We start from the raw sequence: 18,595 nt of genomic DNA, 5'->3' as shown, positions 1-18,595 counted from the left end.
GGGTCGGCGACGAGGCCGGCGCACGTGTCAGGAAGGACGGATCCATGCCCCCTCTCTCCCACCCGCCCCACTCCGCCTCAGGCCGGCGCGGCCGGCTGCGGCGACGCCTCGGCGCCGTCGTCTCGGCGGTCGCCCTCATCGCCGGCCTCGCGTGGGTCGCGCCCACCGCAGCCGTCGCCGACGGCTCTCTCCCCGCCCTGTCGACGCAGGGGAACCGCGTCGTCGACGCCACCGGAGCCGACGTCGCCCTGCGCGGGGTGTCGGTGCTCGCCCCCGAGCAGAACGACCTCTGCGACTACTGCGACTCGCGGCCGACCTCCGAGATGATCGATCTCGCGGCGGCCTGGGGATCGAAGGTCGTGCGCCTGCCCGTCACCGAGATCTCCGCGACCACCGACCTCGCCGCCTACGACGCCGAGTACATCGCGCCGTACGTCCAGCAGGCCGTCGATCTCGGCATCTACCTCATCATCGACCTGCACCTCGTCCGCGACTACGGCGACGGGGCGGGCGCCGTGCCGCGCTCGACGGTCGAGCGCTTCTGGGACTACATCGCGCCGCAGTACGGCGACGTGACCAACGTCGTGTTCGAGGTCTTCAACGAGCCCATCAACCCCGCGAGCTGGTCGACGTGGAAGGCCTACATCCAGCCGGTCGTCGACGGCATCCGGGAGACCGCGCCCGACACTCTCCTGCTGATGGGCTCGCCGCAGTGGAGCACGTTCGTCAACGGTGCCGTGAGCGACCCCATCGCGGGCGGCAACATCGCGTACGTCTTCCACATCTACCCCAACCAGGGGGCGCCGACGACGGCGCTGCTCGACAGCAAGTTCGGCAACGCCGCGCAGCAGATCCCCGTCGTCGTCACGGAGTTCGGGTGGAACCCGCCGGGGGAGTTCTCCGACAGCATCACCGCGGGCACGACCACCAACTGGGGCGTGCCGTTCCGCACGTACCTCGACGCCCGTCCGTGGATCGGGTGGCAGGCGTGGATCCTCGACAATTTCTGGAAGCCGCAGATGTTCGACTACGACTGGAACATCCTCGGTGGCGAGCACCAGGGGCAGTTCGTGAAGGACTGGCTCGGCGGCCTGCCCAACGTCTCCCCGTGCGCCTCGCACGACGGTCTCGGGGCCACGGTCACGGTGTCGTCGACGTACTCGGCCGCCTACCCCGGCTCGCGTCTCGTCGACGGCGACTGCACCGATGCGGGCCGGTGGCTCTCGGCCGTCGGCGACGCGACGCCGACGGCGACGATCGAGCTGGCCGCGCCGCAGCGGGTCAGTTCGCTCGGGGTCTACAGCGGGTTCGGCGGCGGGGCCGGAACCGGCGTCGTGCTCGTCGACTTCACGGTCGAGGTGCGCACCTCGGCGGGATGGCAGCAGGTCGCCGCCGTCACCGGCAACACGCAGGCCGCGCGCGAGGTCGCGATCGGGGTCGACGGGGTCGAGGCGGTGCGCCTCGTGGTCACCAACCCCTCCGCCTCGACCACCGAGGCCAAGATCGCCCGCGTCTACGAGCTCGCCGTGCGCGGCTGACGCCCCACCGCGATACAGCTGCAGGACCGGTGGTGCTGGTGTCTGCTCCCGCCGCAGGCGGGACGACACCGGCACCACCGGTCCGACGGATGTATCGCCGTCGTCGCCGCGCCGGATGTCAACACGGCGGGCGAAACGGGGGCGGAAATACTGACGCAACACGGCCCGGATTAGGCTCGCATCCATGGGTGACCTCTTCGACGGATACGGCTCGACGCTGACGCCGCGCAAGACCGTGTCGGGGGTGCCGCCGTACGACGAGATGTTCGAGGTCTCGGGCACCATGCCGGCTCCCGGGAGCTCGCGCGCCGCGTACCGCGAGCTGTACCAGGCGCTCGCGCAGATGACGCAGGAAGAGCTTCGCGGACGCACCGAGTCGCTCGCGAGCTCGTACCTCGCGCAGGGCGTCACCTTCGACTTCGCGGGCGAGGAGCGCCCGTTCCCGTTGGATGCCGTGCCCCGGGTGATCGACTACGACGAATGGTCGCATGTCGAGTCGGGCGTGAAGCAGCGCGTGCGCGCGCTGGAGGCGTTCCTCGACGACGCGTACGGGCACCAGTTCTGCGTCCGCGACGGCGTGCTGCCCGCGAAGCTCATCGCCTCGTCGCAGTACTACTACCGCCAGGCCGCCGGCATCCGCTCCGCCAACGGCGTGCGCATCCAGGTCTCGGGCATCGACCTCATCCGCGACGAGCACGGCGAGATGCGCGTGCTCGAAGACAACGTGCGTGTGCCCTCGGGTGTCAGCTACGTCATCTCGAACCGCCGGGTGATGGCGCAGACCCTGCCCGAGCTGTTCGTCTCGATGCGCGTGCGGCCCGTGGGCGACTATCCGAACAAGCTCCTGCAGGCGCTGCGCGCCTCGGCCCCGCCCGGAGTCGACGACCCCAACGTCGTCGTGCTGACCCCCGGCGTCTACAACTCCGCGTACTTCGAGCACACGCTGCTCGCGCGCCTCATGGGCGTCGAGCTGGTCGAGGGCCGCGACTTGGTCTGCTCGGGCGGCAAGGTGTTCATGCGCACCACGCGAGGTCCGCAGCGCGTCGACGTGATCTACCGCCGGGTCGACGACGACTTCCTCGATCCGCTGCAGTTCCGCGCCGACTCGATGCTGGGCGCTCCGGGGCTCATGCTCGCGGCGCGCCTGGGCAACGTCACGATCGCGAACGCCGTGGGCAACGGCGTCGCCGACGACAAGCTGCTCTACACCTATGTGCCCGACCTCATCCGCTACTACCTCGCGGAGGAGCCGATCCTCAAGAACGTCGACACGTGGCGGCTCGAAGATCCGGGCGCGCTCGAAGAGGTGCTCGACCGCCTCGACGAGCTCGTCGTGAAACCCGTCGACGGCTCGGGCGGCAAGGGGCTCGTCGTCGGCCCCGACGCCTCTGCGGCCGAGCTCGACAAGCTCCGCAAGAAGCTCCTCGCCGATCCGCGCGGCTGGATCGCCCAGCCGGTCGTCATGCTCTCGACGATCCCCACGCTCGTCGAGGACGGCATGCGCCCCCGTCACGCCGACCTGCGACCCTTCGCCGTCAACAACGGCGAGGAGGTGTGGGTGCTGCCGGGCGGGCTGACCCGCGTCGCGCTGCCGGAGGGCCAGCTCGTCGTCAACTCCAGCCAGGGCGGCGGCTCGAAGGACACGTGGGTCGTCGGTGGCGACGCGCCCCGCACGGCCGAGTACAGCCAGGGGAACCTCGCCGGGCTCGTCGCCGATCAGGCCTCGACCCAGGCGATCCCGATCATCTACGACGAGCAGGACGAGCCCGCCCACTCGCCGCAGGACCACCCCGGCGGCCTGAGCGAGCAGCAGGAACAGCAGCAGCAGACCGGGGGATCGACGTGCTGAGCCGCATCGCCGAGAGCCTGTTCTGGATCGGACGCTACATCGAGCGGAGCGACGGCACCGCCCGCATCCTCGACGTGCACCTGCAGCTGCTGCTGGAAGACCCGTGGATCGACGAGGACACCGCCTGTCGGTCGCTCCTGTCGGTCATGGGCTCGTTCCCGCCCGAGGGGCTCGACACCGTGACCCGCCAGGACGTGCTGACCCGGCTCGCCGTCGACCGCACCAATTCGTCGAGCATCGCGTACTCGCTGCAATCGGCGCGAGAGAACGCCCGCCGCGCGCGCGAGATCGTCTCGACCGAGCTGTGGGAGACCCTCAACACCACCTATTCGCGGATGCCGCGGCGCCTGAACGCCGAGAAGGTGCACGAGTTCTTCCACTGGGTGCGTGAGCGCGCGGCGCTCGCCGTGGGCGTCACCGACTCGTCGACGAGCCGCGACGAGGCCTGGCAGTTCTTCACACTGGGGCGCTCGATCGAGCGCACCGATATGACGGCTCGGCTGCTCGCGACCCGGTCGCTGACCGAGGAGTCCGGGCCGTCGTGGACGACGATCCTCCGCTCCTGCGGCGCGTACGAGGCATACCTGCGCACCTACCGCGGCATGCCGAGCGCGCGCAACGCGGCGGAGTTCCTGCTGCTCGATCGTCTCTTCCCGCGCTCGATCATCCACTCGATCCAGCGGGCGGAGGAGTGCATGAGCGCGATCGATCCCGTCGCCGACCGCGTGGGGCACTCCAACGCCGTGCTGCGCGCGCTCGGCCGCATCCGCAACGATCTCGAGTACCGGCCGTTGGGCGAGATCCTCTCGGAGCTGCCCGAGCACATGGACAACGTGCAGAAGGTGACCCGTGAGGCCTCCGAGGCGATCCGCAGTCGCTTCTTCCCCACCGCCGCGGAGCCGAACTGGATCGGAGAGACCTCGTGAAGCGTCTGCGCATCGAGCACACGACCGGGTTCACCTACCCCGGCGACGTCGCCGCCTCCTACAACGAGGCGCGGATGCTGCCGAGCTCGACCGATAGTCAGTTCGTGCTGAGCTCGCAGCTCGACATCGATCCCACGACCGCCGTCAACCACTACGTCGACTACTTCGGCACCCGCGTCGCCGCGTTCGACGTGCTCGCCGCGCACCGTTCACTCGCGATCACGGCCCGCTCGCTCGTCGAGGTGCGGCCCCGCCCGATCGAGCACCGGCAGATCTCGTGGGAGGACCTCGCCGACGAGACCGCGCGCTCGATCCACACCGTCGAGCAGCTCGGGCAGACGGCCCGCACGGCGCCGCATCCGGAGGTCGTCAAGCTCGCCCGCGAGATCGCGGCGTCGCACGACGAGCCCGGCCCGGCCGCGCACGCGATCGCGATCGCGATCGGGGATGCCGTCGAGTACATGCCCGGCGTCACGGGGGTGCACTCCACCGCCGCGGAGTCGTGGCCCGAGCGCAAGGGCGTCTGCCAGGACATCGCGCACATCACCCTCGGCGCACTGCGCAGCGTCGGCATCCCGGCGCGTTACGTCTCGGGCTACCTGCATCCCGACCCCGACGCCCAGGTCGGCGTCGCGGTGACGGGCGAGTCGCACGCCTGGATCGAGTGGTTCGCGGGCGACTGGCAGGGCTTCGACCCGACCAACAACGTCGAGATCAGCGACCGGCACGTGCTCGTCGGGCGGGGCCGCGACTACAACGACGTCCCGCCGCTGCGCGGGGTGTTCGCGGGCCCGTACAAGAGTGCGCTGCACGTGACGGTGACGATCACCCGCGAGGCTTGACCTCCGCGGCATCCGCTTCGACCTGCTCGCGGCGCGCGCCACGGCCGAGGGAGGTCGTGGCCACGAGGCCCAGCACGAGGAACCCCGCCGCGGCGAAGCTCGCGGCGCGGGTGCCGTCCGAGAGGGCGGCCTTCGCGTCGGTGGCGATGTCGGCGGTCTGCGGCGAGGCCGCCAGGCCCGCGATCGCGCCGCCCGCGCTCTCGACGACGGCGCTGACCACGTGGTCGCGCTGCTCGGCGGGGATGCCGCGGTCGTCGAGCTTCGCGGTGAGGGCGCCCGATGTGGTCGAGAACAGGATGGTTCCGAGGATCGCGATGCCGAGCGCGGCGCCGAGCTGGCGAGCGGTCGACTGCGTGCCGGATGCCTGCCCGCCCTCGGCGACGGGGACGTCGGCGAGCACGACGCCGGTCAGCTGCGCGGTGGCGAGGCCGACGCCGATGCCGTAGACGAACAGCGCCGGGATGAGCGGGCCCCAGGTGGCGTCGGGGGCGACGACGAGGGCGACCCCGCCGACGCCGATGATCTCGGCGGCCAGGCCGGCGCGGACGATCCACACGGGTGCGACCTTGCCCGACAGGGCGCCGGCGAGCCCGCTCGCGACGAACGAGCCCGCGGCGAGGGCGAGCAGCACGAGGCCCGTCTGAACGGCTTCGAACCCGAGCGCGAACTGGAGCCACAGGGGGAGGGCCAGGATGATGCCGAACTCGCCGAGCGCGACGACGAGGGCGGCGAGGTTGCCGTTGCGGAACGACGGGATGCCGAAGAGCCCGAACGCGAGCAGCGTGGGCTTCCCGGCGCGGCGGCGCCGCACGCCCCAGACGACGAAGGCGGCGATCGTGACGGCCGAGATGACGAACGCGACCGGCACGGGGGACAGATCCCACGGCCACGACGCGCCGAACAGCTCGGGGCGCTGGTCGACGGTCCACCAGCCGTAGCTTCGTCCCTCGATGAGGCCGAAGACGAGCGTGCCCATCGCGATGACCGACAGGATCGCCCCGACGACGTCGATCCCCGCGGCGCCGCCGCGCGATTCCTCGACCGTCAGCAGGACGCCCACGACGATGAGGATGCCGAGCGGGATGTTGATGCCGAAGGCCCAGTGCCACGAGAACGTCGTCGTCAGCCAGCCGCCGAGCAGCGGCCCGACGGCGGCCATGCCGCCGATCGTCGAACCCCAGACGGCGAAGGCGATGCCGCGTTCGCGGCCGCGGAACGTCGCGTTCAGGAGCGACAGCGTGGTCGGAAGGATCATCGCTCCGCCGACGCCTTGCACGAAGCGGGCGAGGATGAGCAGGTCGCCGGTCGAAGCGAGGGCCGCGCCGACCGAGGCCAGCGCGAAGACGACGACGCCTGTCAGCAGCATCCGGCGGCGGCCGACCCGATCGGCGATGCTGCCGAAGACGAGCAGCAGCGAGGCGAAGACGAGGGTGTACGCCTCTTGCACCCACTGCACCTGGGTCGAGGTGATGCCGAGGTCGTCGACGATCGAGGGGACGGCGACGTTTACGATCGTGGAGTCCACGATGATGAGCGCCACCGCGATGCTGATGAAGACGAGACCCGCCCACCGGCGGCGTGCCGAAGCTACCATGATTGCTAGAATAGCTAGCAAAATTATGGATACAAGATGTGGTTCGCGCAACGCGAAAACGGCCGGTCCCGCGGGGAACCGGCCGTCTCGATCGAGAAGTGGATCAGGCGGGCGGGTCGCCCGGGTCGAGGGTCTTCAGCATGTCCTCTTCGGCGGCGTTGTCGGCCGTGAGCTCGTCCTCGGTGGTCTCGTCGCCGCCTCGGGGCGCGTCATCGGTGATCGACTGCTCGGCGCTCGGGTCATCGAGGTGACGGTCGCCGGTGGGCTCTTCGGACGGGATCGCGCTGTCGTGGCTGCTCATGGCTGCGACGTTACGCTCGCCGGCTCCGCCCGCGGCACCCCTTGACACCGGATTCGGCCGGGGTGCCGATACAGTCGTCGGACTGCTGTGGCTGGTGTGGTCCCGCCAGCCGTTCGAGGCGGCTCCAGCACCGCCGGCCCGACGAATGTATCGCCAGCCGGCGGTGGGACTGACGTCCTGGGACGGGCTACGCGCGGGGCTCGTAGCGGCGCGGCTCGTGCGTGCGGGCGACGAGGTCGCGGAGCGCCTCGAGCGAACCCGACACGAAACCGGCGGCCCGGGCCTGCACCAGCACATTGCCGAGCGCCGTCGCCTCGACGGGGCCGGCGAGCACCGGCATGCCGGCGCGGTCAGCCGTGCGCTGGCACAGCAGCTCGTTGAGCGCGCCGCCCCCGACGATGTGGATCGTGCGTACGTCGACGCGGCCGAGGCGCGCGGCATCGGCGACGGCATCGGCGAACGCTTGCGCGAGCGACTCGACGATCGACCGGGTGTACTCCGCGCGGGTCCGCGGCGCCGCGAGATCGTGCTCGGCGCACCAGGCGTCGATGCGCGAGGTCATGTCGCCGGGCGCGAGGAACCGCGGGTCGTTGACGTCGAAGACGACGCCGTCGGCCTCGCGCGCGGCATCGAGCAGCGTCGGCAGGTGGATGCGGTGCCCCTCGCGGCGCTCCCATTGCCGCACGGCCTCGCTCAGTATCCACAGCCCCATGACGTTGTGCAGCAGGCGCACGCGCCCGTCGACCCCGCCCTCGTTCGTGAAGTTCGCCTCGAGCGCGGCGCGGGTGAGTACGAGGTGGTCGACCTCCACACCCACGAGGCCCCACGTGCCGCACGAGATGTAGGCGGCGGCACCCGCTCGCATCGGCACGGCCACGACCGCCGAAGCGGTGTCGTGCGAGCCGACGGCGGTCACGGCCGTCTCCTCGGGCGCTCCGATCGACGCGGCGACGTCGGCACGCAGCGGACCCAGCCGATCGCCCGGCGCGATGAGCGGGGGGAGGATGCCGCGGGGGATGCCGAGCGCCGAGACGAGGGCGCCGTCCCATGAGGCCTGGAGCACCCGCAACAACCCGGTCGTCGAGGCGTTGGTCTGCTCGGCGCGGGCGACGCCGGTGAGCCAGTATCCGACGAGATCGGGCACGAGCAGCGCGGTGTCGGCGAAGGCGAGCAGCTCGGGATCCTCCGCGGCGAGCTGGTACAGGGTGTTGAACGGCAGGAACTGCAGGCCGTTGCGCTCGAAGAGCTCCGCGTGCGGGAACCGTGCGTGCACGCTCTCGACCCCGCGCGAGGTGCGCTCGTCGCGGTAGTGGAACGGTTCGCCCAGCAGGCGTCCGCCGCGCAGCAGCCCGTAGTCGACGGCCCACGAGTCGACGCCGATCGAGGCGATGCCGGGGGTCGTGCGGAACGCGTCGCGCAGCCCTCCCAGCACCGAGCCGTACATGCCCACGAGGTTCCAGTGCAGGCCGTCGCCGGCGTGCACCGGTTCGTTGGCGAACCGCGCGACCGTCTCGGTGCGGAGCGTGTCAGCCCCCACGTGTCCCACGATGACCCGCCCACTGGTGGCCCCGAGATCCACCGCCGCAACGTCCCCCGACACGCTCACGCGCGGCATCCTTCCCGCGAGTGCACGGCCTGCCGCCGAGTGCACGACCTCGGAGCGTGCGGATGCCGTGCACTCGGCGCGTAGCCGTGCACTCGAGTGCCTGCCCTCATCGGAGGAAGGCGGCGGCGACGCCGGAGTCGACGGGGATGTGCAGGCCGGTCGTGCGTGAGAGCTCGGGGCCGGTGAGGACGTAGACGGCGTCGGCGACGTTCTCGGGTACGACCTCGCGCTTGAGGATCGTGCGGTTGGCGTAGAACTGGCCGAGGTCCTCTTCCTTGACGCCGTAGGTCGCGGCGCGGTTGGCGCCCCAGCCGGCGGCGAAGATGCCCGAGCCGCGCACGACGCCGTCGGGGTTGATGCCGTTGACCCGCACGCCGTGCTCGCCGAGCTCGACCGCGAGCAGCCGCACCTGGTGGGCCTGGTCGGCCTTCGTCGCCGAGTACGCGATGTTGTTGGGCCCGGCGAAGACGGAGTTCTTCGAGGAGATGTAGATGACGTCACCGCCCATTCTCTGCTCGATGAGTGCCTTCGCGGCCGCCTTCGAGACGAGGAACGAGCCCTTCGCCATGACGTCGTGCTGCAGGTCCCAGTCCTTCTCGGTGGTCTCCAGCAGCGGCTTCGACAGCGACAGCCCGGCGTTGTTGACGACGAGGTCGATGCCCCCGAACGCGAGCAGCGTCGCGTCGATCGCGGCCTGCACGCCGTCGGCGTCGGCGACGTTGGCGGCGACGCCGATCGCGACGTCGGTGCCGCCGAGCTCCGCGGCTGCGGCCTGCGCCTTCTCGAGGTCGAGGTCGGCGACGACGACGCACGCGCCCTCGGCCGCGAGCCGGGTGGCGATGGCCTTGCCGATGCCGGATGCCGCTCCCGTGACGAACGCGATACGACCCTGATGGGTCTTCGGCTTGGGCATCCGCTGGAGCTTGGCCTCTTCGAGGGCCCAGTACTCGATGCGGAACTTCTCGGCGTCCGAGATCGGCGCGTAGGTCGAGAGGGCCTCGGCGCCGCGCATGACGTTGATCGCGTTGACGTAGAACTCACCCGCGACCCGCGCGGTCTGCTTGTTCGCGCCGTACGAGAACATGCCCACGCCCGGGACCAGCACGATGAGCGGGTCGGCGCCGCGGATCGCCGGCGAGTCCGCATCGGCGTGGGCGTCGTAGTACGCCTGGTAGTCGGCGCGGTACGCGGCGTGCAGCTCGTGCAGACGGGCGATCTGCTCCTCGGCCGACGCCGTCGCCGGCACGTCGAGGATGAGGGGCTTGACCTTCGTGCGTAGGAAGTGGTCGGGGCAGCTCGTGCCCAGAGCGGCGAGAGCGGGTGCCTTCTCGGATGCCAAGAAGTCGAGCACGACGTCGGCGTCGGTGTAGTGGCCGACCATGGGCTTGTCGGTCGAGGCGATGCCGCGGATCGTGGGGGCCAGGGCGGCGGCGCGGGCGCGGCGCTCGGTCTCGGGCAGCGCCTCGAACCCGGCGCGCACGCCGCCGAAGGGCTCGGCCGCGCCGTGCTCGTCGATGTAGGCCTGCGCGGTCTCGATGATCCAGAGGCTGTTCGCCTCGGCCTCATCCGAGGTGTCGCCCCACGCCGTGATGCCGTGCCCGCCGAGGATGCATCCGATCGCCTGCGGGTTCTGCGCCTTGATCTCGGCGATGTCGAGGCCGAGCTGGAAGCCCGGGCGCCGCCACGGCACCCACACGACCTTCTCGCCGAAGATCGCGGGGGTCAGCTCCTCGCCGTCGGCGGCGGTCGCGATCGCGATGCCGGCGTCGGGGTGCAGGTGGTCGACGTGCGCGGCATCCACCAGTCCGTGCATCGCGGTGTCGATCGAGGGCGCGGCGCCGCCCTTGCCGTGCAGGCAGTAGTCGAACGCGGTGACCATCTCGTCCTCGCGCTCGACGCCGGGGTAGACGTTCACCAGTGCTCGCATCCGGTCGAGGCGGAGCACGGCGAGCCCCGACTCGGTCAGGGTGCCGAGGTCGCCGCCCGACCCCTTGACCCACAGCAGCTCGACGGGCTCACCGGTGACCGGATCGATGTCGGTGCCCTTGGCGGAGGTGTTGCCGCCGGCGTAGTTGGTGTTCTTGGGGTCGGATCCCAGGCGGTTGCTGCGCGCGATGAGGTCTGCTGCTGCGGCGGAGGTCATGGCTTTCCTTCGGGGTAGGGAGGGGAGGTCAGGATGCGGCGAGGTCGGCGAAACGCCGCACGATGCGTGCCATCGAGGCTGTGAATCCCGGATGCTCGGGCCGGTTGAGGTGGCCGTGGTCCGTGCCCGGCTCGACGACGACGTCGACGTCGCCGCCCGCGGCCCGCAGCGTCGCGGCGAACACGTCGCCCGAGACGCTCAGCTCGTCGATCTCGCTGTTGATCATGAGTGTGGGCGGGAAGCCGCGCAGCTCGGCGGCCGACGCGAGGCCCGGCACCGCGGCGATCGGCGCGCCGATCACGGAGCCGCCGAGGTAGTTCTCGTACATCTCGCGGACGACGTCGGTGCCGAACCGGTCGTGCTCGGGATGGGCGGCGAGGGCCGCGCGCAGTGCCGGACCGGGGGCGGGCTGGACGGCGAGCAGGGTGGGGTAGGCCAGCACGACGAGGCGGGGAAGGATGCCGCCCGCCCCGAGCAGGCGCAGGGTCGCACCCGTCGCGAGGTTCGCCCCCGCACTGGCGCCGCCGATCGCGAGGCGCGTGACGCCGAGCTCATCCGCGTGAGAGGTCGCCCAGTCCCATGCGCGCAGGACGTCGTCGGATGCCGCGGGGTAGCGGTTGCCGGTGCGGTCCTCGATCTGCTGGTCGGCGCCGTCCCAGGTCGGGGGGACGGGGGCGAGGCGGTAGTCGACGGAGAGGACGGTCGTCCCCGCGGCGGCGAGCCCGCGGGCGACGGCATCCGCTTCCGGCATGTCGAGGTCGCCGAACGCGAAGCCGCCCCCGTGCATCCACACGAGGCCGGTGCCATCGGGTTCCGCGGCTCGGTAGAGGCGGATGAGCCCGTCCGCCTCGGACGTGGGCACGGCCGCGGCGGCCGAAGGGGCGCTCATCGCGACACCGACTCTTCCGCCGGGGTCGGGACGTGCCGGCCATAACGCTCGAGCTCGATGTCCTCGAGCGACTTGCCCTCGGTGTTCGGAGCCCAGATGGTCCCGATCAGCAGCGCCGCGACGAGCAGACCGAGGATGATCACGCCCAGGCCGCCGAGTCCGAGACCCGACAGCAGGACGGGGAAGACCAGGCTCAGGAGGCCGACCATGACGCGCGCGAGCATGAAGAGCATGCCCTGGGCGCTCGCGCGGTAGCGGGTGGCGAACAGCTCGGCGGTCCACAGTCCGTAGAACGCCTGGGCTCCGACACCGGCGGAGACGCCCCACGCGACGGCGAAGAACAGCAGCGAGAAGAGTCCGGGCGGGGCGTAGATCAGCACCGCCCAGGCGACGACGCCGAGCCCCGCGCCGGCGAGGTACAGCCACTTGCGGCGCACGCGGTCGCCGAAGCGCATGAAGCCGAAGAAGGTCGCCGCGGCCGTGAGGCTCCAGACGAGCACCTGCAGCAGGTTCTGCTGCATCGGATCGTGGAGGCCCGCGGCGTCGTATACCCGCGGCTGGAAGATGCCGGCCTGGCCGGCGACGGTGTTCCACAGACCGTAGACGCCGATGAGGAAGGCGAGCGCGCCCCAGTTCTTCGGCTCCTTGAGCAGGCCGATGATGCCGGAGAAGAACGACGGACGCTCGCCCGCGACGAGGGCGGCCTCGCGCTGGCTCTTCCACCGGCGCGACTCGGGGAGCCCGCGACGGACCCACCACGTGACGGCGGCGATGACGAACAGGTGGAAGAAGATCAGGCGCGAGCCGAGCAGGCCGAGCGGGCCGACGATCACGGCGAGCAGGAACCCGACCGCCGGGCCGATGGACCAGGCGAGCTGGGCCGTGCCCACGTGCGCGGCACGGTGCTCGTTCGGAGCCTCCTCGGCGATGTAGGTCCACGACGCCGGAACGCCCGCGCCGACGGCGATGCCCATGAGGATGACGCCGACGAGGAGGATCGCGAGGTTCGGGGCGAACGTCACGGCCAGGGCCCCGAGCATGAACACGATCAGGTCGTAGGTGTAGATGAACTTGCGGCCGAGCCGGTCGCACAGGGGACCGCCGATCGCGGCACCGATCGCGGCACCGAAGGCGTTGGCCGAGAGGGCGGCGACGATCCCGACGACGCCGTCGTCGAAGCCGAACGCCTCCTGCCACAGCGTGAGGCTCGTGGCGAGCGCGATGATGGCGCCGGCCTCGATGTAGTTCGACATGGCGACGGCGATGGTCGCCTTCCAGGCGCTCAGCGGGCGGCGGGTGCGGGTGGTGCTCATGCGCCCCATCCCGCCTGGGTGCCTCCCACGCGGTCGGCTTCGATCTTCTGCTGGTACCCGGATGCCGCATACGCGGCCATCGGGTCGGCGGGCAGCCCCCGCGACTCGCGCCACTCGGCCAGGGCCGGCCGGACGTCGGTGTAGAACGCGTCCATGAAGACCGCCTGCGCCCCGAGGACGTCGTTCGCGGTGCGGGCGGCGGCCAGGGCGTCGGCGTCGATGAGCAGCGCGCGAGCCGTCATCTCCTGGACGTTGAGCACCGAACGGATCTGCCCGGGGATCTTCGCCTCGATGTTGTGGCACTGGTCGAGCATGAAGACCACGTCGGGGTTGTCGAAGCCGCCGCCGCGCAGCACCTCGACGAGGATCCGGAACAGCTGGAACGGGTCGGCCGCGCCCACGATGAGGTCGTCGTCGGCGTAGAAGCGCGAGTTGAAGTCGAACGAGCCGAGCTTCCCGAGCCGCAGCAGCTGCATGACGATGAACTCGATGTTCGTGCCCGGGGCGTGGTGCCCGGTGTCGAGGCACACCATCGCGCGCTCGCCGAGCGCCGCGACCTGCACGTAGCTCGTCCCCCAGTCGGGCACATCGGTGTGGTAGAAGGACGGCTCGAAGAACTTGTACTCCAGCACCAGGCGCTGCTCGCCCGACAGGCGGTCGTAGATCTGCTGCAGCGAGTCGGCCAGGCGGTCCTGGCGCGCGCGCATGTCGTTCTGCCCGGGGTAGTTCGACCCCTCGGCCAGCCAGATCTTCAGGTCGCGCGAGCCCGTGGCATCCATGACGTCGATGCACTCGAGGTGGTGGTCGATGGCCTTGCGGCGGATCGCGTCATCCTCGTGGGTCAGCGCCCCGAACTTGTAGTCCTCGTCCTGGAACGTGTTCGAGTTGATCGTGCCGAGGGCGACGCCGAGGTCTTCGGCGTGCCGACGGAGAGCGCCGAAGTCGTCGACCTTGTCCCACGGGATGTGCAGCGCGACGGCGGGGGCGAGGCCGGTGACGCGGTTGACCTCGGCGGCATCCGCGATCTTCTCGAACGGATCGCGCGGGGTGCCGGCCGTGGGGAACACCCGGAACCGGGTGCCGGAGTTGCCGAACGCCCAGCTGGGCAGCTCGATGCCCTGGCGCTCGAGCAGGGCGAGGTGGTCGGGGGAGAGGGTGCTCACGATGCGTCGTCGCTTTCGTCGGTGGGGGTGGATGTCGGTGAGGCGGCGCCGGTGCCGGTCGCCGCGAGTTGGTCGTGCAGATTGAAGATCTCGGTCAGCGGGGTGGCCGCCTGGTCGGGGCGCCCGTCGAGGCCGACGAAGAAGCGGGCCATCTCGGCTTCCCAGCGCGCCGCGATCGGCGACGCGGCGAGGTACGCCTGGGCTGCGGCGTCGTCGTCGACTTCGTAGTAGCCGATCAGGCGGCCGCCCTCGCCGAGGAACAGCGAGTAGTTGCGGCGGCCGGATGCGGCGATCTCCGCGAGCATCTCGGGCCAGACGGGGGTGTGCCGGGAGATGTACTCATCGAGCAGGTCCGGACGGATCTGCAACGAGAAGCAGACCCGGTGGGCAGATGCACTCGTCATCGAGGCTCCTTGGTGAGCTGGTGTGAATCGTTTCACGAGCTTAGCGGTTTGCGAGCGCGGGCACAAACGGCAAGCGCTTACCCATATCCTGCCGTTGCTGTCGCGCTCGCGCTACGGTGGTGTGCATGGCAGTGAGCGTGCGGGATGTCGCGGTCGCGGCATCCGTGTCGGTGGGGACCGTCTCGAACGTCCTCAACAATCCGACGCGCGTGTCGCCCGATATGGTCGCGCGCGTGCAGCAGGCCATCGCCGACCTCGGGTTCGTCCGCAACGACGCGGCGCGGCAGCTGCGGGCCGGGCGAAGCCGCTCGATCGGCCTCGTGGTGCTCGATATCGGCAACCCGTTCTTCGCCGAGGTGGCCCGGGGCGCCGAGCAGCGCGCTGCCGAGAGCGGCATGGCGGTGCTGCTGAGCACGAGCGACGAGAAGCCCGAGCGTGAATCGGCGTATCTCGACCTCTTCCGCGAGCAGCGCGTCAACGGCGTGCTCGTGACTCCTGCGAGCGACGATCTCGAGCGGTTGCGCGGGCTGCAGGCGGCCGGCGTCCCGGTCGTCCTCGTCGACCGCGAGGTGCCCGACGACGTGTTCGCCTCGGTGTCGGTCGACGACGTCGAGGGCGGCTACCTCGCCGTGGCGCACCTTCTGGCACGCGGGCGTCGGCGTATCGCGTTCGTCCGCGGGCCGGTGTCGATCCGGCAGGTCGCCGACCGTCTCGAGGGTGCGCGCCGAGCGGTGGCCGAGGTCGCCGGTGCACGGCTGGAAGAGATCGCGGTGCCCGCCCTGTCGGTCCTGCACGGGCGCGCCGCCGGAGAGCTGCTGCGAGACCGTCGCGGAGACGACCGCGTCGACGCCGTGTTCGCGGCCAACGACCTGCTCGCCGTGGGGGTGCTGCAGGCGTTCTCGGTGCTCGGCCAGTTGCGGGTGCCCGACGAGGTCGCGCTCATCGGCTACGACGACATCGACTTCGCGTCGGCCACCGTCGTGCCGCTCAGCTCGATACGCCAGCCCGCGCACGAGATCGGATACCGCGCCGTCGACCTCCTGCTGCGCGGCCTCGACGACCCCGCCGGCGAGCACGAGCGCCGCGTGCGCTTCCGCCCCGAGCTCGTCGTCCGCGACTCCACCGCCTGACCCCAGCCCCCGCCCCGCTGCTGCCCCTCCCGCATCCTGCTGCCCCCGCATCCTGCTGCCCCCGCGAGGTCCCAGTTCGGCCGGTTCTGTGCGCCGCATTCCCGGCCGAACGGGGACTTCGCGCTCACCCCCACCCGGTTCCGCTCTTACCGGGCGGCGAGGGCGCACATCTGCACGGTGCTGGGGTGGTCTGACCGTGCGGATGCGCGTCCTCGGCGGGCGAGGCGCGTCAGAGGCGGGACCGGGACCAGGTGCCGGGGGAGAGCATGACGGGGGAGAGCATGACGGGGGCGAGGGAGAGAGCAGCGGGGGTGGCGGGGAGAGCGGCGGGGGAGAGAGCAGCGGGGGTGGCGGGGAGAGCGGCGGGGGTGGTCACCGTGATCGTGCGGGGACGGGTGTCGAGGTTGGCCGCCAGCACCGTGACCTGACCGTGGCGCTCGGCGCCGACGGCCCAGACGAGGCCGTCGGGACTCGACCCCGACAGGAGCTCGCCGCCCGCGAGCGCGGTGAGGGCTGCGATCGCCTCGGCGACGGGCAGCGCCGTGCCGTCCGCGGCGAGGATGCCGCGCGGACCCCACGACTCGAAGAACGTCAGGCTCGCGACGCCGCGCACCGCGAGGGCCGCGGCGCTCGCGATCGTCCAGGCCGCGAGCTCGGGCGAGCGCTGCCGCGGGTCGTCCGCGTCGGTCAGGTGCGTGCCGTAGCCGGCCGACAGATCGGATGCCGCAGGGCGCGGTGGCGCCGTCGTGGCGACGTCGTTGAAATGCGGGCGCAGCGAGACCGGCCCGACGTGCACCGGCACCCCGCCGCCGATCTCGACCGCCTGCGTCGCCACGAGTCGCTGCATCGCGAGCGACTCGACGAGCTGCTCGGTGTCGCGGCTGTGGAAGAGCGGGGTGACGCTGAACGTCAGCCCCGCGAGATGCCGCGGCAGGCGGTGGTGCTCGCGGTTGAGCTCGGTGAAGTGCGAGCGTGCGCCGCCGACGATGGGTACGGCCAGGCCCGACTGATCCAGCGCGCCTCGGAGCAGCGCGACCGTGGCCTCGTCGGAGATGTGACGGGCCGGCCCGGAGGGCTGGAACGCCGCCACCCGGGCCACACGATGACGTGCGAGCGCGGTCACCGCGTCGGAGAGGGATGCGGCGATCGCGGCATCCGCATCATCCGAGACCCCCGCCTCGGCGGGCAGCACGAGGCGGACGTCGAGGGGCGGACCCTCGGATGCCGCGCGCTCGAGCGCCGCCGGCCATCCCGGCCACGCGAGGTCGAGCTCGACGAGGGTGCTCGCCGCATCGCCACGCCCGACGTGCGCAGGCGCGGGCGCGGGGCCCGGCGCGGTCGACGCGCTCAGCCCGATCTCAGGAAAGGCCCCGGCACGACGCAGCTCGATCAGCGCGTCCTCGGTCCCGTGGCCTCCGGCTGCGGCATCCGCCATCAACGCGGCATCCGACGTCGCCACCACGGCAGTGTTCGCCATGAGGTCCGCGGTGACGGTGATCGCCTGCCGCACCCGCTCACCGGCCCCGACCTCGTACGGGAACGGCAGCGCGAGCGGCCGGCTGTAGACCTTGAACGAGGCATCGGTCCAGTTGCGCTGATCCTCCATCTCGAACACATCGCCGTCGAACGCCAGCCCGATCTCGACGCCGTCGTCGCGCCACCGCAGTCCCGCGATGTCGAACACCGGCTGGTGGGGGCTGATGGCGACCGGCAGCGCCGTGTCCGACACCCGGCCCGTGCTGTGGGCCACCGACAGCCCGGCCCCGGCCGCGCCGGGCGGGATGAGGGCGACGAGGCCCGTGCGGTTCGTCTCGAGGGGCGACGCCGCCTCGAGGTCGCACAGCACCCGCAGGCTCTCGCCGCGCACCTCGGCGCGCACCACACCGCTCAGCGGCATCCGCTCGTCGGCGGTGCGGACGTGCAGCATCAGGCTCGTCTCGGTGGCGGTGACACGGTCGACGACGAGGTCGGCCGTGTTCCAGTCGCGGTCGCGGACGACGGCCCGGATGCTGCGCAGCACGCGCCGTCCGCTTCGCCGGATGTCGGCGAGCTCATCGCCGCGCAACTCGAACTCCCACGCTCCGATCTGTCGTCGGTCCGCCTCGGCGCGCCCCCACATCGTCGGCATCCTCAGAGGGTCGTCATGCCGCCGTCGACCGAGAACGTCGCCCCCGTGGCGAACGAGCCCTCGTCGCTCGCGAGGTAGACCATGATGCCGGTGACGTCGGCGGGGGTGCCGGCGCGGCCGACCGGGATGCGCGAGACGATGGCCGCCCGCGACTCGGGGTCGTCGCTGATCGCCGACACCAGCGGCGTTTCGGTGTACGCCGGCTGCACGGTGTTCACCCGGATGCCGCGGTCGGCATATGCCGCGGCGACCGTGCGACCGAGTCCGTGTACGCCGGCCTTCGACGCGCTGTAGGCGGTGAAGGCCCATCCCTCGCCGTTGACCGCGGTGGGGCTTCCGGTCAGGATGATCGACCCGCCGCCGCGCGACAGCAGCGCGCGGACGGCGTACTTCACCGTCAGGAACGTCCCGGTGAGGTTGATGTCGATCGTCCGCCGCCAGACGTCGAGATCGAGGTCGGCGGCGGGTGCGTCCTGCCCGAACAGCTGCACGCCCGCGTTCGCGACGACGACGTCGGGCGTCCAGCCGGCCGCCTCGAGCTCGGCGAACGCCGCCGCGACGGCGGTCTCGTCGCCGATGTCCATCGTGACCGCGCGTGCGAGCGGGCCCAGGGCCGATGCGGCGTCGGCCACGGCCGGCCCGTTGCGATCGGCGAGCACGACGCGCGCGCCCTCGGCGACGAACCGCTCGGCGACGGCGTGTCCGATGCCCATCGCAGCGCCCGTCACGAGCGCCGTCTTGCCCTGCAGTCTCGTCATCGTCGTCGTCC

15 protein-coding genes are annotated in these 18,595 nt (G+C 71.4%); 5 read left to right on the top strand and 10 right to left on the bottom strand.

Going from position 1 to position 18,595, the window contains the following annotated elements; translation table 11 throughout:
- Positions 1-44 precede the first annotated feature (44 nt).
- From ACU6RU_RS02935 to ACU6RU_RS02920, 4 genes are all read left to right on the top strand, one after another.
- On the top strand, positions 45-1,538 hold the full coding sequence (locus ACU6RU_RS02935) for a cellulase family glycosylhydrolase (RefSeq protein WP_446725857.1): 1,494 nt from the start codon (positions 45-47) through the stop codon (positions 1,536-1,538).
- Positions 1,539-1,722: 184 nt separating this feature from the next.
- Positions 1,723-3,387 carry a circularly permuted type 2 ATP-grasp protein gene (locus tag ACU6RU_RS02930; RefSeq protein WP_120263551.1) on the top strand — a complete coding sequence of 555 codons (1,665 nt, stop codon included), beginning with the start codon at positions 1,723-1,725 and terminating at the stop codon, positions 3,385-3,387.
- Positions 3,381-4,313 carry an alpha-E domain-containing protein gene (locus ACU6RU_RS02925; protein ID WP_120263550.1) on the top strand — a complete coding sequence of 311 codons (933 nt, stop codon included), beginning with the start codon at positions 3,381-3,383 and terminating at the stop codon, positions 4,311-4,313. The genes ACU6RU_RS02930 and ACU6RU_RS02925 overlap by 7 nt, the downstream gene beginning before the upstream one ends.
- Complete coding sequence (locus ACU6RU_RS02920) at positions 4,310-5,155, top strand: transglutaminase family protein (RefSeq protein ID WP_120263549.1); 846 nt, start codon at positions 4,310-4,312, stop codon at positions 5,153-5,155. Before ACU6RU_RS02925 ends, ACU6RU_RS02920 begins: the two co-directional genes overlap by 4 nt.
- Here the strand turns inward: ACU6RU_RS02920 and ACU6RU_RS02915 are convergent.
- The 8 genes from ACU6RU_RS02915 to ACU6RU_RS02880 all read right to left on the bottom strand — a co-directional run bounded on the left by ACU6RU_RS02915 (position 5,139) and on the right by ACU6RU_RS02880 (position 14,568).
- Positions 5,139-6,749, bottom strand: coding sequence for a DHA2 family efflux MFS transporter permease subunit (locus tag ACU6RU_RS02915; protein ID WP_446725856.1), 1,611 nt, complete (start codon positions 6,747-6,749; stop codon positions 5,139-5,141). The genes ACU6RU_RS02920 and ACU6RU_RS02915 overlap by 17 nt on opposite strands.
- 103 nt (positions 6,750-6,852) lie before the next feature.
- The gene (locus ACU6RU_RS02910; RefSeq protein WP_446725855.1) at positions 6,853-7,050 is read right to left on the bottom strand and encodes a hypothetical protein; all 198 of its coding nucleotides are present in this window, start codon (positions 7,048-7,050) and stop codon (positions 6,853-6,855) included.
- 187 nt (positions 7,051-7,237) lie between these two features.
- On the bottom strand, positions 7,238-8,665 hold the full coding sequence (locus tag ACU6RU_RS02905) for a rhamnulokinase (RefSeq protein WP_446725854.1): 1,428 nt from the start codon (positions 8,663-8,665) through the stop codon (positions 7,238-7,240).
- Positions 8,666-8,762: 97 nt separating this feature from the next.
- Positions 8,763-10,799, bottom strand: a complete 2,037-nt coding sequence (locus ACU6RU_RS02900; protein ID WP_446725853.1) for a bifunctional aldolase/short-chain dehydrogenase — start codon at positions 10,797-10,799, stop codon at positions 8,763-8,765.
- 28 nt (positions 10,800-10,827) lie between these two features.
- The gene (locus tag ACU6RU_RS02895) at positions 10,828-11,688 is read right to left on the bottom strand and encodes an alpha/beta hydrolase fold domain-containing protein (protein ID WP_289330822.1); all 861 of its coding nucleotides are present in this window, start codon (positions 11,686-11,688) and stop codon (positions 10,828-10,830) included.
- On the bottom strand, positions 11,685-13,001 hold the full coding sequence (locus tag ACU6RU_RS02890) for an MFS transporter (protein ID WP_289330823.1): 1,317 nt from the start codon (positions 12,999-13,001) through the stop codon (positions 11,685-11,687). The genes ACU6RU_RS02895 and ACU6RU_RS02890 overlap by 4 nt, the downstream gene beginning before the upstream one ends.
- A complete protein-coding gene (gene rhaI, locus ACU6RU_RS02885; protein ID WP_446725852.1) occupies positions 12,998-14,164 on the bottom strand; it encodes an L-rhamnose isomerase in 1,167 nt (388 codons plus the stop codon). Before rhaI ends, ACU6RU_RS02890 begins: the two co-directional genes overlap by 4 nt.
- On the bottom strand, positions 14,161-14,568 hold the full coding sequence (locus tag ACU6RU_RS02880; protein ID WP_289330825.1) for an L-rhamnose mutarotase: 408 nt from the start codon (positions 14,566-14,568) through the stop codon (positions 14,161-14,163). The genes rhaI and ACU6RU_RS02880 overlap by 4 nt, the downstream gene beginning before the upstream one ends.
- A 125-nt stretch (positions 14,569-14,693) precedes the next feature.
- Here ACU6RU_RS02880 and ACU6RU_RS02875 point away from each other — a divergent pair, with 125 nt between their 5' ends.
- Entirely contained in the window at positions 14,694-15,698 is a 1,005-nt protein-coding gene (locus tag ACU6RU_RS02875; protein ID WP_446725851.1) for a LacI family DNA-binding transcriptional regulator, read from the top strand.
- Between the two features lie 229 nt (positions 15,699-15,927).
- On the opposite strand, the gene ACU6RU_RS02870 is transcribed toward ACU6RU_RS02875, so the two are convergent.
- Complete coding sequence (locus ACU6RU_RS02870; protein WP_446725850.1) at positions 15,928-17,826, bottom strand: hypothetical protein; 1,899 nt, start codon at positions 17,824-17,826, stop codon at positions 15,928-15,930.
- A 2-nt stretch (positions 17,827-17,828) separates the two neighbouring features.
- A complete protein-coding gene (locus ACU6RU_RS02865) occupies positions 17,829-18,584 on the bottom strand; it encodes an SDR family NAD(P)-dependent oxidoreductase (RefSeq protein ID WP_120263541.1) in 756 nt (251 codons plus the stop codon).
- Positions 18,585-18,595: the final 11 nt, after the last annotated feature.

This window comes from Microbacterium sp. F1-18 (assembly GCF_052921305.1).
This window is presented reverse-complemented; position numbering and strand designations above follow the sequence as displayed.